Genomic DNA, 15,223 nt, shown 5'->3' with positions numbered 1-15,223 from the left:
TGCTCTTACCCCGGTCCCTCACCAGCGCCCCCGCCGTTGAAGGCTTGAGTCCAACACCTTTGACCCATGAACGGCACTGCGGTACTCGCAACCTCGCCCCGCAAGCACCACTTCGAGCTCCTCGAACTTCACGGTCGCGGGTGGTGTGTTCAATGTTGCCTCCAGTGACCTGCAACACTGGCGTCATTCCCCGAGGCCAGGGCAGCTTCCGTGTGCGCCATCTTCCACGCCCACCATGCCTGTAACTCTTTTCCGTCGAAGGTGGCCACGGTCGGCGGCGCTCCAGACTGAGGGAGCTTCGCGACACACTCCCGGAGCAGGGCGAGGGTCGCCAGCACCTGCTGGTGCGCGGCTTCATCGGTCGCTTCGATGACCCAGCCATCGGGGCTGGTGATGCGGTAGCCGGAGGATGATCGGTGGTTGTCGATGGTCATTAGAGAGCTCCAGAGAAGTGTGTTGGTGAGTCGGCTCGAGGCGCTGCGAACAGAGAAGTACCGCATTCGGCCGATTTAGGGCACGGGATAGTCGCGGCCGGATCTATGCTTGGCATGTTTTCAACGAAAGAAATCGAAGGAACCTTCATGACACCGGGCCTTGAAGCGCTGATTTGGATGCTGGTCATGGCTGCGGCAGGTGCCGCTTCAGCGTTCATCGTCTCGAAACTTGTCAGGTTGGCATTCAACTCCCGGGTCATTCGTCTCCTCCTGACAAGCGCTGCGCTCGCGATCGAAGTCCTTGCGATTTACTTTATTTTCCCTACACCACCTTCCGGCATTGGCATGGTGGCCGCGTTCGATGCCCTCGCCCGCTTTGTGCTACCTGTCTCTTTTCTCATCGGTGCTGGGCCCGTCATGTCGAATGTGGGTGTACGCGGAAGCTCGTCACGTAAACCGGGCCCATGATGGCAGCATCATTTCAGGCGTAATGGGCAGCAACAGCACCAAGAGGTAGAGAAGCAGGAAGCAAAGCACGTGCAGGCAAAGAATCGCTTTTTGCTCTTCCCGCGTTGCTTCCCCGTGCCGGATGCATTTCCAGATACTTTTGAGCGCCCCTGATGACCGCTGGCTTGAGCGCTGAGGGGTTGTCTCACTTGAGGTCATTCCCATTCTCCTGATTGACATGATGCGGAGGGTGGAATCGAACCACCGACCTTCAGGTCATGGGCCTGACGAGCTGCCTCTGCTCCACTCCGCATAGAAAAAAACCTTGGTTTGGCAAAGCGACAAAATGCCCAGGGGCGTTCTCCGTCGTTTGCCAGCGGTCCAGCATTCCCCTTTCGGGGGCCCTGCGGAGGGAAGAACCTGGCCGCTACAAGTATTACTTGTTAGGGAAGCTATTCCTAACTAATGCGCAGCATTGATGTCGTTGATCCCATTCGCTATTTCGACGCGATTTCTGATGCTTTCACCGCTACCAAATCTACGAAACTGCTTGATTCGTCAGAGCCTGCATCCGAGGGTTCAGAGACGGCTTTTACGTGACCACCGTCACCCACCCACCAGCGTTTAGCCGTCCGAATGGATGAGAATTACTGATACTTCACCCGTTGTCGGCAGCAACATGGCGCCGAAAGAATTCTCATTGGCGCCTTGACAGTTTTCGATTCCTTGCTTGGATGGAGTCATCCACCTCCTCTTCTCAAGGAACACTCTCCTTCATGGAAAGCCAAAACACGCAGCACCCCACGCAGTACCCCGCAACGTCTTCTTCCCCCAACGCCCAACACTCACCGGGTTCCGCACGCTACGTCGTCCACGGCCCCAACGGTTTCACCCTGGAAGTCAACTCCCTTGCAGAACAGCTCCAAGCGCTGCAGGCCCTTGCAGCCATGACGGGCATCCAAGCCCCGGCTGCGCTACCCGTCGACCCCTCGCATGCCCTGGGCGCACCCGTTTCCCCGACGCGTCCATTGCATGCCGCACACCCATCAGGGTCGCCACTCCCGCACGAATGGGAGGACCTCGACCACGGCCATGCACCCTCGGCGCGCCATTTCCGGAAGGATGGTCCGTGGGATCCCGCCCGTTTCCGAAAGCGGACGGCCACCCCATCCGCCGACGTGAGGCCCCTGACCGAACTGATGGACGAATACCTTGGACAGCTGCCCTCGTCCGGCATGCTCAACGACAAGGGACAGTACGAATGCGCCTTTGCCCTCAAGCACTACATCGAGATCACGGGTGACAAGCCCATGACGGGGGTTACGCGTGCGGATGCGGTGAAGTTCGTGCGTGTGATGGAGCGCTGGCCGAAGAACCTCTCGAAGCTCAGTGCCTACAAGGGAATGACACCGGCCCAGATACTCGACACCGCAGACTTGCTCGATGCCAAGCGCCTGTCCCCCGTCACCGTGAACAATAAGGTTGGGTACGTGCGGGGATTTTTTGAATATGTGCGCCTGACCAACGTGCTGCGTTTCAACCCGTTCGACACGGTGGCGCTGCCCGCACCAGAGCCGCAGTACGTGAGAATCCCTTTCACGGCGCAGGATTTGGCAGCCATCTTCGACCCGACCAACCTGCGCCGGCTGCTCGCCCCGCAAGCGTACTGGCTGCCTGTCCTCGCCCACTACACAGGATGCAGGCTCCGGGAACTCTCGCAGCTGTACCTCAAGGACATCGAAACCATCGTCGACATTCCCGTCGTCCACATCGCAGATCGGTTCCCAAACCAGCGCATCAAGAACTGGGCCAGCAGGCGGGTGGTGCCACTTCATCCTGAACTCATCGGTCTCGGCTTCCTGGACTATGTCGATTCATTGCGAGGCAAAGGCGAAACCCACGTGTTCCCAGGCATGCCATGGTTTCATGGCGATGCCGGTTTTCTTATCGGCAAGCGGCTGAACGAAACGTACTACCGGAAGGTCTGTGGTCTCGATCAAGGCATGACCTTCCATTGCCACCGTCACCACTTCATCGACCAGGCGGCCAAGTCCGGGCTTGCAGATCCGTATATTGCTCGACTGAGTGGGCATGCGCTTGAAGCACAGTCGGTCATCCGGACCAATTACATCCAGGCTTCGACCCTTCCCGAGCGTTACCAGCACCTCTTGGGCATTCCCCTTGGACCGGTGACCATTCCCCCGTACGATCCTGCACAGTTCGAACCGTACTTTGCGCTGGTCAAGCGAAACGAGATGCTGGTCGAGAAGAAGAAGGCGCCCCGCCCCATTCGCGTCATCTCGAATCCACCGAGGTCGAAGGCTGCCAAGGCGCGTCCAGCGGGCAGTGGCGAAGAGGAGTGATGCCCGCTCACGGACGCTCCGTGAGATGTTCTAACGGGGTAGGTAAGCCCGACAAAAATGGTCTTCTGTCAACCAGCCCCGGGGCGGTCAACGTCCCGGGGCTGGCTCGTCGGCTCCACAGACTCGGGCAGTGGTACGCCTTCGAATGAGCCAGCAATCAAGCTCCTGTCCCACCCGACCCAGATAGCCCCTTCGACTGCCAGAGTCTCCCGCAATCGGTCCACGTGGCCAGCAAGGGTGCCGCCATTCCTGAGGCGATGGACACCGACAAACCGGAAGTCGTCGAGCCGAAAGCGCATGACCGGCTGCAGAGCTGTGGCCGACACGCGCATCAGGCCATGCCAGGCAAGCGATATCTGGCCCAGCGGGACCAGTCCCACTACAACGACAGTAGCGTCGTTGAACTCCTCCACTGGTTCGGTCGCCTCAAAAGAGACCAAATTTCCCGACTCCAATGCGTCAAGCGCCAGAACAGGTTCACTGGCCCTGTCGATGTCCTCGGCGGTCAAGGTTCGCTCGAGGTCCATACCAGCCTGGGCAGCCAGGTTTTCGAGCCGCCGGACGGCCGAAATGTGTTTAGACAATGCCTTCCGACGGTCTTGGCTTCTTTCGCTGGACAACAGTGGGAGTGAGACAAGTGCCTCCGGAACGTCATCTCGATCGATCTCCATGACCGCGCTCTCCAGGCTCGCGAGCCCACGCGCAATGACATGACTCGCCCAGTCGCGAAGGGTCCATGTGTCGCTTGGAGGAATCGGAGCGATCTCCACATCGGCCATTCCATCCGGAAACCAGGTGACCGTTACGGACAGGTACCGCCCACGGACACGCAACCTCCGATGTCCCTCAATCTCGAAGGGAACCGTGATAATCGCTGCGCGGTCAACCAGCGGCAAGGTGAGAGACGGTGAAATGATCCGAATGACCGCGTCGCCAACCGGCGCCGGTTCCAATGAGAGCTCGCCCCTACCCGCCATCGTCCCGGCCATGGGCAATTTCACGCCAAGACGGTCTTCCATCAGGGCGGAAATTTCTCCTGGCGCATTCTTGGCGTCGCCAATGAAAAAATCGAGCAGATCAAGCGGGCTCTGTGCATCAATCGAAAAAGAAACTTGGTAAGGCACTTCCCCCATCCCGAGCGTTGCCACCTCGGCGCCCTTTCCGGATGCATAGGCTTGCATGCCCTTCGGGCATGCCGCCTCAAACATGGTTCGCAAAGCGGCGCCTGATGGGGCCATTGGCTCCCCGGTATCGAGTCGGAAAGTAATGTGTTTCTTTCCCGTTTCTGCGGTCAAGCCCTTTGCCTGCTCCTGCCGGAGGCGTCGAAGCACCCGTTCGAGGTGCTCTCCACGAAGATGCCAAACCCGCACATTGACGACCTCAAGGCCACGCACTACAGGCGTGATGATGAAGCAGGGTTTGACGTCCTTTGCGAGGCGCTCAAGCATGTCGAGCCGAATTCTGATGTTGTCGGACGTCTCCAGCACGGTCTTGAGCTGCACCACGCAGGATTGCGGCCCCGGCCGGCGGTCGAGGGAGTGCAGGGACGGGGCGTGCGGGAAATCCACAAGGAAATCCCAACCCGCACGATCCCTGGTGGACGGATTGCAGATAAGGCCCGCATGCGTACACCACGTACGAAAAGCATCTGCACCGAGTTCGCCAAGATCATCCGAATTCATTTGAGCGCTTTGTTGATTTTCTCGATGAGCGACTTGAACTGGGAGCGTTCGCCGTCAGTCAGGTCGTCAGCCACATGGTCGCGCGTCCAGCGGACATAGGCCTTGGCGAGCTTGTATTTCGAAAAGTCCTTGGCGGCAGCGGCCATGAGGTCGACGACCGCACGCCCCGGATGAGCAGCTGCATCCGCCGATACATCAATGCCCAGCGCATCACGGGCTACACCGATGAGCGTCTCGCGGAGGAGGTCCTCGATTTCAGGTTTGGGCACGTCCCCAACGTACGCATCCTTCGTGCGCAGGATGGCCTTGTTGCCGATGGTATGGATTAGTGTTTCCTGATTTGCGGCCTGCTCGCCAGCCGCGTCCGAATCGAGAAGTGCTGCGACCTTGAACTTTTGCGCGTGGAGGATGGTGGCAAAATACACTACTTTTCCTGCCGTCCCGGCCGGCACCAACGCAACCTTATCGCCGAGGGCTGGGAGCCCTGCCTCCTGGAGGAGACGCGAGGTGGCATCGATGTACCAGTAATCGGTCAGGCCCTCGAGGACGAGGTTCCTCTCCTGCGTAAACATTGTCTGTGCGAGGTCATAGCCCAAGGCTTCCTGCAGAGGCAGGAGCGCGGCCGGGTCACCGGTTGCCACCGCTGTGTGCACCTTCGTGCCGGACTTCCGGTCCGCCATCTCCACGACCCGGACAAGGTCGAGCTCATCCGGGCCGACAAGGAACGGCGAATGGGTGGTGAAAAGCGTCTGGTTCGTTCCGGCTAGCCTGTCGATGGTCGATCGGAACTCGCGCTGCTTGAGTCCATGGAGCGACATGCCGGGCTCATCGAGAAGCAGGATGGCGTTCTTGTGTTTGTCTGCGGCCTCTGCGAAGAACACAACGAAAAACGACACCAACCACTGGAATCCCTCGGAGCGCTGGTGCAACTCAATTTCCACACCTAGGTCGTCTTCAACGACGACCTTGAGGTACTGCCCATCGGCCAAGATACGCAGCTTGTCGGCTTCGGCCCGCCCTTCGCGCGGCCTCCAGACGTTCCGTATTTCCCCTGTCAAACGCACGCTTGCCGCGTTGAGTTGGTATGCGCGTTGGTCGAGCTTGTCACGGTACACCTTAAGTGCGTCGGGGTTGTTGGCTGGAGGCACTGCGGCCTTGCCAAGTTCGGAGAGTTGCTGAGCAGTGAATCCAAGCAGCTTGAGCAAGCATACGTTGCCGTAGTCGTACTCGTCGTCATCAAGAACCTTTGACTTCAGGCGCTCAGTAAGATGGTCAAGCTGGATGAGGGGGCGCACCCGGTAGTAGTTGTTAAAAAGCACAAAAACTGGAAGCCGTTTGTCGAGAATATCTAACGCCGACTGGCGTTCAGCCGCCACGTGCGTCGCCGCTACGAGCCTGTCAAACCGCTCTTCCTCTGCCTTGTCGCCTTCATCAATGAGCGAATAGACAGCCTCGAGCCACGTCCGAAGCGATTTAGCACTATCATCGCGGACAAGCGTCCCAGGCGACCAAGCCTCAGTGACCTTCGCGAGCGCCACACTCGGCAACTCGGTTTCCAATTCCTTCTTCGCCGCAGTGGCATCCACGTGCGCAACAAATCTCGCAAGGTCTTTCTTCACTGCGTCGTAATTTGGTATCGACGGCGCATCACGCAGCTCATGCCAATGGACATTGTCAAGGCGAGTGCCCCTAACGTATGAAACCCCTCTCATTGACTCGGGGATGGCTGCTCTGTCGCCGTCCTCCAACTCAAAAACAGCTTGAACTACCGTCGTCGCAGAAGGGTCAACACGTCCGGTTGTGATGTCGTTGTACAAGGAGCGCGGATAATCCCGCAATGCATCAAGCTTCGGCGCCCCGGCAGGTGGTCTTATCATCTGCAGCGCCTGGAGCACTGCCGACTTCCCTGCCTCGTTCGGCCCGACCATGATGGTCTTGGCCGATTCGACGTCGAACCAGCCCGTATCGATGATGCTGCGATATCCGGTAACCCGCGCCTGCTTCAATCGCATCCTGGCTCTCCCCTGTTGGCCAATGGCGACGCCAACCCCGGCGGCCGATTGGTGGCCGATTGTAGCCACCGGACTGGTGGGAGAAGCAAGCAGATGCATCCACGGATTGGCTAACTGCGCGCGCCCTGCGACGACACCCCACTGTTTTACCGGCGGGACTTCATCGGCGCGGTGGCCGGGGGCGCGCGCGAGGCCTTCGATAGCTGGTTCTTGGAGGCCGGTAATCGCAACTTCGGAAATTGGTACACCCAAGGCAGGGACCATATTTGCCGGTTTTGGTGATAACGACGCCGCGTCTGCACGGCCCGGTCGCTTTCGCAGCCGCTGACCAGCAGGAGCGCCCACATCATTACGGCGGAAGGGCTGCCCTTAGGGTGCTCGAACCGGCCGCCCCGAGCAGAACCGAAGATCCCGGGAACGACGCATCGGCACCTCCCTCGGATTGCGATGCAACCCGAACCTGCCCGATGGCCAACACCCAGCGTCTTTCAACGCAGGTCCCAGCGCGGATTAGAGTTTTCCACTGCGCCATTGCGTTCCGTCAGCGCGCTCCAGAACGAACCTGCCGCCATCTATCCCGACACATCGACCCCACTCCAGATGTGAGTCGGTATGGGGAAGTTGGCTCATGTCGGTATAAAGGGACCGAAGCCGCACCTCCCGGACACCGCCAGACGCGTCCAAGATTCGCACCACCGCAAAGTCGAGCGAAGCGTCCATGGGAATCAGATTCAGCCCTCCATAGCAAGACACGACCGTTTTGCCATCGTCAGAAACAAAACCTTTGGCCACATACTCCTCTTTGGACCAAAGATGACGCGCGGGATTTTGTTTGTCGAATACTTCCAGATGGGCGGGGCGCACCGTTGAATGGACGCAATAGTGCGCATCGTTGGAGCAGAAGGTTGTATCGCCGACTGGCTCGAGTGGCGTGTCGGCACGAACGGCCCCTTCTGCAACCAAAGCCAGAAGGGCCGACAGACCCGCCGCTGCCAAGAGATTCTTGCTGGTCATCTCTTTCCTCAATGACAAATCGTCTTGTCGTTCATGATATGGAAGAAATCGGCTTCACTGGGCCGCATCCTCGAAGTACTCATGATGTCGTTTTCGTATCCGGAATCCGGAATCGACCTTACCCCAAAAGGATTGGTCGGGTCAGGAACATCGTGATACCTGTCTGGCAGGTGCAGCAAATGGCCTGCTTCATGACTCACAACGTCGTCGGAGGCATCGCTTGCCCATTTCCCGATATCCTGGGCACCACCATTCTTATGCCAAGAGACGTTGGAACGAGTGCCGGGGGCGACCACGGTAATCAGGTTCGTGTCTATGGACATGGCGTTTCCCTGCGTGACAACAGTTGTTACCGTAACACCGCCAAATACACCGGACCATCTGTTCTCTATGGCACCGTTCCAGCTTGAGCGCGCCTGACCCACGTATACGATGGGTATGACCAAAGTGAGGCCGTTCCCATTCACTGTGCCCGACGCCGCAAGCCCGAGTACGTCGCTTGCAATGAGAGGCGAACTCGAAACATATCCATAAGTGTCCAATCCAGCTGCCAAACCGGCCGGGTCGCTCTGGAGGTACCGCCCGGTCGCCGCATCGAAGCTACGGTTGAGATTGTATTTCAATCCCGCTTCCCCATCCGCGTACTGCCCCGGCAGACGGAGATTGAGCACATACCCCGTGCTCGAGACTGGCCGGTTCTCGCCAAACGGGTTGGTCGCATAGGGCCAGTTCCAGACCACGGCACCGGTTGATGACGTGACCGCGCGAGGCGAGCCCAAGCCGTCCGCCGTGATGAAGCCCAGGGAGGCGCCGTCTGCGACGGCCAGCGGGATGCCGGCAACGGCGATGTAATCCCGCCGTGTCGAGCCGGAGACTTCCGAAACCAGCTGGCTCGCCTCGTCGTAGACAAAGCGGGTGGTCGTCGATCCGTGGCTCTTGGACACCCGCTCGTTCATGGCGTTGTAAACGTAAGTGCCCACGGTCGTGCCGTTCTGCGTGACGGCCGTCATGCGGTTCCGGCCGTTGTACCCGTAGCCCCACACCGTCCCCGCTGCCGAACTCCCCGTTGTGTTGCCGTTGGCGTCATACGTGCGGGTGGCCGTGCCCATGTTGGTCAGCCAGTGCGTGCCGGACTTGTACTTGTACGTCCCCGTATAGGCCCCTGGCGCCGTCTTGCTCAGCCGGTCCCCGGTGGGGTTGTAAGTATAGGCCTCGACCGCCGTGCCGGCCGCATCCTTGACCGAGGTCAGCCGGTAGAGCGGGTCGTAGAGGTAGCTTGCCGTCCCGCCACCCGACTCGCTCACGCCGGTGATGTTGCCCATCTCGTCGAGCGAGAAATGGAGCTCGAGCGCCGGGGACACGATGTCGGTCACCCGGTAGTTGCTGTCGTAGGTACGGGTGACCGTCTGGCCGTTGCCGAGGGTGTAGGCCTGCATGGGCCCGAACGGCAGCCAGGTGATGTTCGAGGCGACCGTCTGGGCGGCGCCGGAGGCCGGTGTCACGGTCACCCCGGTGACCTGTCCGAGGCTGTTTCGGGCGTAGGCCACCACCGCGCCGCCCGGGCGGGTCTCGCTCTGGACGCGGTTGGCCGGCGTGTAGGCGTAGTGCATGGCGTCCGTGACCGCACCCTGCGTCTGGCGCTTGTCGGTCACGTTGCCCCGGGCGTCATAGCAGTAGGTGGTAGTCACGCCATTTTCGACCACCCGGGTCAGGTGACCGACGGGTGCCGAGGCAGCGCATCCGGTCGCCGTATTGGCCTCATCATAGAAGTACGCCACGTTGAGGCTGGCATCGGCATCGGTCGCCGATGTGACGCGGTTTAGGGCGTCGTACGCGTAGGTCGTCACCACACCCTTCGCGTCGGTTTTCGTGATGCGGTTGCCGGCAGCATCGACCGTAAACAGGGTCGTCCCGGTGTCAGGGCTGTGGATACCTGTGAGATCGCCAAAGCCATTATGGTCATAGACGGTGTTAAGGCCCGAGGGATCACTGATACCGGCCACGTTGTCGCTGGCGTCGTATTGGGAGACCGTCTGGGCGTTGGCCGTTGCCGTATTGGTCCCGTTGTAGTCGTTGATGGTGCTGACCAGGCGGCCGAGCGCGTCGTAGCCCTGCTTTTGCTGGACACCCTTGGCGTCCTGGGCATGGACCGGCTTGCCTTCCGCGTCATAGCCATCGGTGGTGTCAAAAGACAGCACGGTCCGGTTCAGCGCGTCCGTGACGGTCAGCAGCTGGCTCAGGCTGTTGAAGGACCTGGACACCGTCCGGCGGACCACACCGGAGGCGTCAAAGGTTTCTTCCTTGGTCCGGTTGCCCGCCGCATCCAGGGTGTAGTGGATGCGGTTCCCCGCCCCATCCGTGATGTCGGTCAGACGGCTGGCGTCGTCGAAGGTGTAGTTGAGCACCACCCCGTCGGCATCCTTGGTCTGGGTGACATTGCCCACGTCATCGTAGGTCAAGGTCATTACCGCCGCCGCACCGTTGGCGTCGACGGTCGTCGTCTGCAGCCAGCCTTCCGGCGTGTATGTGAGCAGGGTTACGATGCCATTGGCGTCGGTTGCCTTGCCGGGATTGCCATAGAGATCGTAGTTCTCGTATTTCGTCACTTGCCCGAGGGCGTTGGTGACCGTGAACAGCCGCCCCTGGTCGTCATAGGCATAGTGGGTGACGTCCGTGACATCCGTACGCGGACCATCAATCGTCTCGACCAGTCCCTTGGCGTTGTAGGTCACGGTCGACGCGCGATCGGCGGCCACCGCGTGGCTCATGGCGGCCATCAGGGCCAGGGCCAGCGGGGTCCAGCGAAGTTTGGTCTTCATCATGCTCACTCCTTGACCGAATGAATGGTGGTCGACAGCAGGTGGCCCTGCGCGTCATAGCTGTAGGTGGTTTGGCGATCCGGCGTGGTGACCGTCTTCGGCCGGAAACTGGTGCCATCCCAGGTCGTGGTCGTCTGGCGCTCGTCGGGAGTTCCCTTCGCCTCAGTCCGTGACGTCTCCCGCCCTTCGTCGTCGTAGGTGAAGGCCGTCACCTGACCGAGCGCATTCGTCCGCGTCGCCATCTGGCCGGCATCGGTGTAGGTAAACGAGGAATTGGCTGCCGGGCAGCCTGCGACCGCCTCGCCGTGGATAGCAGTGATGCGCTTGCCGCCATTGACCAGCTGGTATTCGTAAGTCACCGGGTGACCCAATGCATTGCTGACGGTAGTCGTGCCGTCCGCCGCATAGGCCACCGTCACCTTGCCGGAAGCCAGCGGCATCGAGCTCGACACTGCCCTGTTTTGAGCGTCATAGGCCCATGTGGCAATGCGCACACCGCGCTCGTCGATGAGCCCCGTCATGGATTTCGTGTTGACGGTGTCCTCGTAGAGGTACTGGCGGGTCGTCGTGTGCCCGTCCTTTGTCCGCGTCACCTTCGACAGTCGGCTTGAGTTGTCGAAGGTATAGGAGATGGTCCGCCCACCTATGGTTGCGGAACCAAGTCTGCCGAAAGGAGAGCTAATGACCAGGCTGTGCCCAAGGTCGTCCGTCAACGTCGTCGTGGAGGCCAACGGATTGGTGTTGCGAACAATCGTGATGGACCGGCCAGAAGGGTACCGAATACCGGATAAGGTGCCGGCCATGGCGTAGCTATAGACCGCTGTATCCGGGGAAGTATAAGACCACACACCTGCGGTGTAAGTAAGCGCCCCGCGCTCGCCAGGTTCTCCCGTATACAGGTCACCCGACCGCTTGAAGAGCGAGGTATGTCCATCCGGAAAAACAACCGCAGCACCATCCCTGTCGAAGAAAATGTGGCTATCGGTTTCCATGGTCCAGCTACCCATGCGGCTGTTATAGACGCGGGCAAGCACGAGTACGCCGTCCCGGTCCGTATAATCAACCTCCCGCTCGTAGACGTTCCCCCCGGCGGGGTTGATTGGGTCACCTACGAAGCACATACCGGCCACGGCCGTTGAGATGTCCCCGCTTTCGACGCGGTCCAGTTCGTCATCCTTTTTTTCACATACACCGTTGGCCTGGTTGTACGCCTCATCGTCTTCGCAGTCGCTTCCCAGGCGCCACACAGCGTGAGCGGTGAGCACATATTGTGTCGGATGGTCCGCGTCCCGCCACCAGTAGGTATTGCAGGAATATGCGATGACTCGGGCTGTCTGGAATACGAAAACCGGCCCTACATAAGGTGCCTTGAATTGGTTGGTTGGGTCGTTGTTGCTTTCAGGTTGGTCCGCTGCATAGGCAAGTCGGCAAGGCTCATCCGCCGTCGTGTATTGCGGTGCATTAGGATCAGTATTGCCACCATCGATGACGTAGTAGTAGCTCGCAAATGCCGGCTGTACACTCGTTAGAAAGACGACCGCGAGTGATGCCCTTGCCAAAACCTCACCATTCTTCAGTTTCATGGATTCGGTATCCGAGATATTGTTAGTGGCTAGCAGACGTCACGACCGAAACCGCCCGCCCTTTCTCGTCATAGTTGTAGGTTTTCACATGGTCCGTGGCAGTGACCGTTTTCGGCCGGAAGCTGCTGCCATCCCACGTCGTCGTAGTCGTTCGCTCGGCACCGGTTCCCTTCGCTTCAGTGCGCGATATCTCCCGGCCCAAGGGGTCATAGGCAAAAGTTGTCTTGCTGCCCACAGCGTCGGTCCGGCTGTCGAGTTGGCCGTTTTCCGTATAAGTGAACGTCGAGTTCGACGCAGGGCATCCGGCCACCGGCTCACCCTCGATAGCCGTAATGCGCTTGGCGCCCTGGACGATGCTGAAGCGATAGACGACCGGGTGTCCGAGCGGGTTGGTCACCGTGGTGGAACCATCGCTGTTGTAGACAAAGGAGAACTTGCCCATGCCATTGGCCATGGTCGCAGACGTAGCCCGGCCGGAAGCGTCGTAAGTCCAGGTGCTGACCCGGACACCGCGCTCGTCCACCACACCGGTCAGGAGTTTCGGGTGGGCGGTGTCCTCGTACAGGTATGTGCGCGTGGTCGAATGTCCGGGCCAGGACTTCTTGACCCCGGTTACCCGGAAGGACGAATCGACGGTGTAATTGATGGTGAGGTTTCCCACAACCAGGGACAACGGCCAGCCGTAATGCGTGGTGTAGGTCATCTGATGACCCAGCGAGTCGGTGACCAGCATGACCACATCGGAGGTGGATGGCGAGGTATAGCTCACCGTCGTTGCACGACCGTCCGCTCGCTGCCATCGGGTCAATCGCCCCTGGCTGTCGAATGTCATCTGCTCGTTGAACTGGGAGTTGTACGTCCAGCCACTTGATGTCTGTGTAAGCGATCCGAGCTCACCCCCATCGGGAACAAGTCCACCATCTTTGGCGACAAACAGCGAAGTGCGGCCGTCCTCAAAGCGAACAACGGCTCCGCGTGACTCTCCATCCGTATCCGGATAAATTCGTATGCTGAAAGTGCTCGACCACCCACTGCCACTTCCACTGTTGTAGCTCCGCGAAAAGCGCAGCTCGCCATCCGAATCGGCATAATCGGTTTCCGATTCAAAGACGTTTCCATTTGCCGGATTGATGGGGTCGCCGCATGACACAAACCCAACGTTGGAGGGGCTCGTCGGGTCACCCAGCTCCTTGCGCCCTTGCTCAGTGTCAGGCGATTCACATAGTCCCGACATCGGGTTATAAACCTGGTGCTCGGTGCAGTTGTCGCCGTGCCGGTCAATGCCGTGGCCGGACACAAGTGAGTCACCCTCCTCAGAATCAACCCATCGTACGTCACACTCCCAGAATTCGATTTTTGGCGGTAAAGAATAGATAACGAATGGCGCCTGGTAGGGCCCTATCGCATAGTTGTCCCCAGGTGGCGGTCCTGCCATCTCGTTTCCATAAGCAACATGGCACGCTTCGTCCGGCGTCGCGTAGTGAACACTCGTCGGACCCGAACCATCCTCATCGAGCGTGTAGTAGTACTGGCCTGCAGTCACTCCCGTGCTGAAGACCAATCCAGCCAGCAACAAAAGAACTCTCATGACTCGCCCCTTTTTCCTTCTCAGCCTATGGCTCCGCATCGGCGCCACTCCATTGCATCGAGAACCACAACCCCACGAGCACGCTGCCCCGTTCCTTCCGCGTGACCGACCGAAGGACACGTGGCCGTCCAGTCAATTGGCTGCAGCCAGAGCACGGATACGCATATCCGGCAAGGAGCTCAGGCGCGGCAGGCCGCGTTTCCGTTTCCCTGCAGACTGCCGCATGGAGATGGACGAGCGCAGGCAAAATGCAGTTGCTGCCATGACATTTGCAAGCGCGGCAGCAGATGTACTACCCATTTTTGGACCTGCATCACAAACGCTGGCGCGTCAGAATTGCCCTACAGAAATACAAGCGGGAAAGGTGTAGCGCCATGCGGTCGGCGGCGATCCTTTAGCGCGAATTCGTCAAGTATTTGGCGCATCAGAGCGGACGCGCCAGCCCGTCCAGTGGCCACACGGATATTTCGATGCGTAGGGCTGATTACCCGACCGGGGACATCTCCCCCTCGTCCCAAGGCGGCCAGCGCGGTTAATCTTGGCTGCAGCCGTGGATACCAGCCATGGCATGACCCTGTAGAACGAAGGAGTCCAGATGACCATCCACTGCCACAGGCTTCTCTCTCCCCACGCTGCCTCGGCCAGCAATCGTGTTCAGCGCCGTTCTGGCGTCGGGGTCATCGCTGCCCTGGTGCTGGCCTGCATCGTTGCCCCTTGCGCAAACGCAGCCACCTCCACGCCTGTGCCCGCCAACATACAGACGCTGGTGGCCCCCGGCGACACCGTGCTTGCCTTCCAGCCGGCGAAGCCGTTCGGCGCTGATGTGGCCGGCGGCGCTTTGGTCGTGCGTCATGCCCAGCCTGACCCCTCCAGCGGCAATGCCTGTGAGCTCTGGTTGCTGCGTGCAGCTGGGGCCACCTATACCGTGACCGCGAAAAACGGCCAAGTGGTTGACTGCCGCTACAACGAGTCGGCCAAGAATGCCGGCCCCATGGAACTGACGCCTAATCTGACGGTTGCTCCGACCTCGGTGACCTACTTCAACGAGCTGTCACGCGGCGGCACCACCTACGCGTTTGCATGGGATGGACAAAAGCGCGCCTGGCACCTGCAACATGTCGAGGCAACGAGCGTGGAAAACGGGGAGTCGGGGGTCATCGTGTCGAAATCGGTGCTCGATTACCCGGGCACACTGCCGTGGCTGACGGTGGATGCGTTTTCACCCAAAGTCATCCGTGACGCCCTTCGCGCCCACCGCTCCGTGGTGGACTGAGGAGTAGA

The 15,223-nt window shown here is 59.8% G+C and carries 10 protein-coding genes and 1 tRNA gene; 3 read left to right on the top strand and 8 right to left on the bottom strand.

Going from position 1 to position 15,223, the window contains the following annotated elements; all coding sequences use genetic code 11:
• Window positions 1-149 precede the first annotated feature (149 nt).
• Window positions 150-434 carry a hypothetical protein gene (locus JNG39_RS03925; RefSeq protein ID WP_368309799.1) on the bottom strand — a complete coding sequence of 95 codons (285 nt, stop codon included), beginning with the start codon at window positions 432-434 and terminating at the stop codon, window positions 150-152.
• A 114-nt stretch (window positions 435-548) separates the two neighbouring features.
• On the opposite strand from JNG39_RS03925, the gene JNG39_RS03920 reads away from it, so the two are divergent.
• On the top strand, window positions 549-902 hold the full coding sequence (locus JNG39_RS03920; RefSeq protein ID WP_368309797.1) for a hypothetical protein: 354 nt from the start codon (window positions 549-551) through the stop codon (window positions 900-902).
• A 220-nt stretch (window positions 903-1,122) separates the two neighbouring features.
• On the opposite strand, the gene JNG39_RS03915 is transcribed toward JNG39_RS03920, so the two are convergent.
• Window positions 1,123-1,194 (bottom strand) — tRNA-Met (locus JNG39_RS03915).
• A 463-nt stretch (window positions 1,195-1,657) separates the two neighbouring features.
• Between JNG39_RS03915 and JNG39_RS03910 the strand changes: the two genes are divergently transcribed.
• Window positions 1,658-3,244, top strand: coding sequence for a site-specific integrase (locus JNG39_RS03910; RefSeq protein ID WP_368309795.1), 1,587 nt, complete (start codon window positions 1,658-1,660; stop codon window positions 3,242-3,244).
• Window positions 3,245-3,312: 68 nt separating this feature from the next.
• Here JNG39_RS03910 and JNG39_RS03905 read toward each other — a convergent pair whose 3' ends face one another.
• The 6 genes from JNG39_RS03905 to JNG39_RS03880 all read right to left on the bottom strand — a co-directional run bounded on the left by JNG39_RS03905 (window position 3,313) and on the right by JNG39_RS03880 (window position 13,942).
• Entirely contained in the window at window positions 3,313-4,926 is a 1,614-nt protein-coding gene (locus tag JNG39_RS03905) for a hypothetical protein (protein ID WP_368309794.1), read from the bottom strand.
• Window positions 4,923-6,938, bottom strand: a complete 2,016-nt coding sequence (locus JNG39_RS03900; protein ID WP_368309793.1) for an AAA family ATPase — start codon at window positions 6,936-6,938, stop codon at window positions 4,923-4,925. The genes JNG39_RS03905 and JNG39_RS03900 overlap by 4 nt, the downstream gene beginning before the upstream one ends.
• Before the next feature lie 510 nt (window positions 6,939-7,448).
• Window positions 7,449-7,952 (bottom strand): hypothetical protein, encoded by a 504-nt coding sequence (locus JNG39_RS03895; protein WP_368309792.1) that lies wholly within the window; start codon window positions 7,950-7,952, stop codon window positions 7,449-7,451.
• Window positions 7,953-7,960: 8 nt separating this feature from the next.
• Window positions 7,961-10,774 carry an RHS repeat-associated core domain-containing protein gene (locus JNG39_RS03890; RefSeq protein WP_368309791.1) on the bottom strand — a complete coding sequence of 938 codons (2,814 nt, stop codon included), beginning with the start codon at window positions 10,772-10,774 and terminating at the stop codon, window positions 7,961-7,963.
• A 2-nt stretch (window positions 10,775-10,776) separates the two neighbouring features.
• Complete coding sequence (locus JNG39_RS03885) at window positions 10,777-12,354, bottom strand: DUF6531 domain-containing protein (protein WP_368309790.1); 1,578 nt, start codon at window positions 12,352-12,354, stop codon at window positions 10,777-10,779.
• 22 nt (window positions 12,355-12,376) lie between these two features.
• Window positions 12,377-13,942 (bottom strand): DUF6531 domain-containing protein, encoded by a 1,566-nt coding sequence (locus JNG39_RS03880; RefSeq protein WP_368309788.1) that lies wholly within the window; start codon window positions 13,940-13,942, stop codon window positions 12,377-12,379.
• 595 nt (window positions 13,943-14,537) lie between these two features.
• Here JNG39_RS03880 and JNG39_RS03875 point away from each other — a divergent pair.
• On the top strand, window positions 14,538-15,215 hold the full coding sequence (locus JNG39_RS03875) for a hypothetical protein (protein ID WP_368309786.1): 678 nt from the start codon (window positions 14,538-14,540) through the stop codon (window positions 15,213-15,215).
• Window positions 15,216-15,223: the final 8 nt, after the last annotated feature.

The organism is Luteibacter sp. CQ10 (assembly GCF_040900725.1).
Lineage (GTDB): Bacteria > Pseudomonadota > Gammaproteobacteria > Xanthomonadales > Rhodanobacteraceae > Luteibacter.
The sequence above is the reverse complement of the archived record's forward strand: the minus strand, read 5'-3'. Positions and strand labels throughout refer to the sequence as shown.

What these genes read in the sequence shown, in the direction of transcription:
- JNG39_RS03905 (WP_368309794.1), bottom strand. Translation starts at nt 4,926, where the DNA reads ATGAATTCGGATGATCTTGGCGAACTCGGTGCAGATGCTTTTCGTACG.
- JNG39_RS03920 (WP_368309797.1), top strand. Translation starts at nt 549, where the DNA reads ATGTTTTCAACGAAAGAAATCGAAGGAACCTTCATGACACCGGGCCTT.
- JNG39_RS03925 (WP_368309799.1), bottom strand. Translation starts at nt 434, where the DNA reads ATGACCATCGACAACCACCGATCATCCTCCGGCTACCGCATCACCAGC.
- JNG39_RS03910 (WP_368309795.1), top strand. Translation starts at nt 1,658, where the DNA reads ATGGAAAGCCAAAACACGCAGCACCCCACGCAGTACCCCGCAACGTCT.
- JNG39_RS03880 (WP_368309788.1), bottom strand. Translation starts at nt 13,942, where the DNA reads ATGAGAGTTCTTTTGTTGCTGGCTGGATTGGTCTTCAGCACGGGAGTG.
- JNG39_RS03895 (WP_368309792.1), bottom strand. Translation starts at nt 7,952, where the DNA reads ATGACCAGCAAGAATCTCTTGGCAGCGGCGGGTCTGTCGGCCCTTCTG.
- JNG39_RS03885 (WP_368309790.1), bottom strand. Translation starts at nt 12,354, where the DNA reads ATGAAACTGAAGAATGGTGAGGTTTTGGCAAGGGCATCACTCGCGGTC.
- JNG39_RS03890 (WP_368309791.1), bottom strand. Translation starts at nt 10,774, where the DNA reads ATGATGAAGACCAAACTTCGCTGGACCCCGCTGGCCCTGGCCCTGATG.
- JNG39_RS03875 (WP_368309786.1), top strand. Translation starts at nt 14,538, where the DNA reads ATGACCATCCACTGCCACAGGCTTCTCTCTCCCCACGCTGCCTCGGCC.
- JNG39_RS03900 (WP_368309793.1), bottom strand. Translation starts at nt 6,938, where the DNA reads ATGCGATTGAAGCAGGCGCGGGTTACCGGATATCGCAGCATCATCGAT.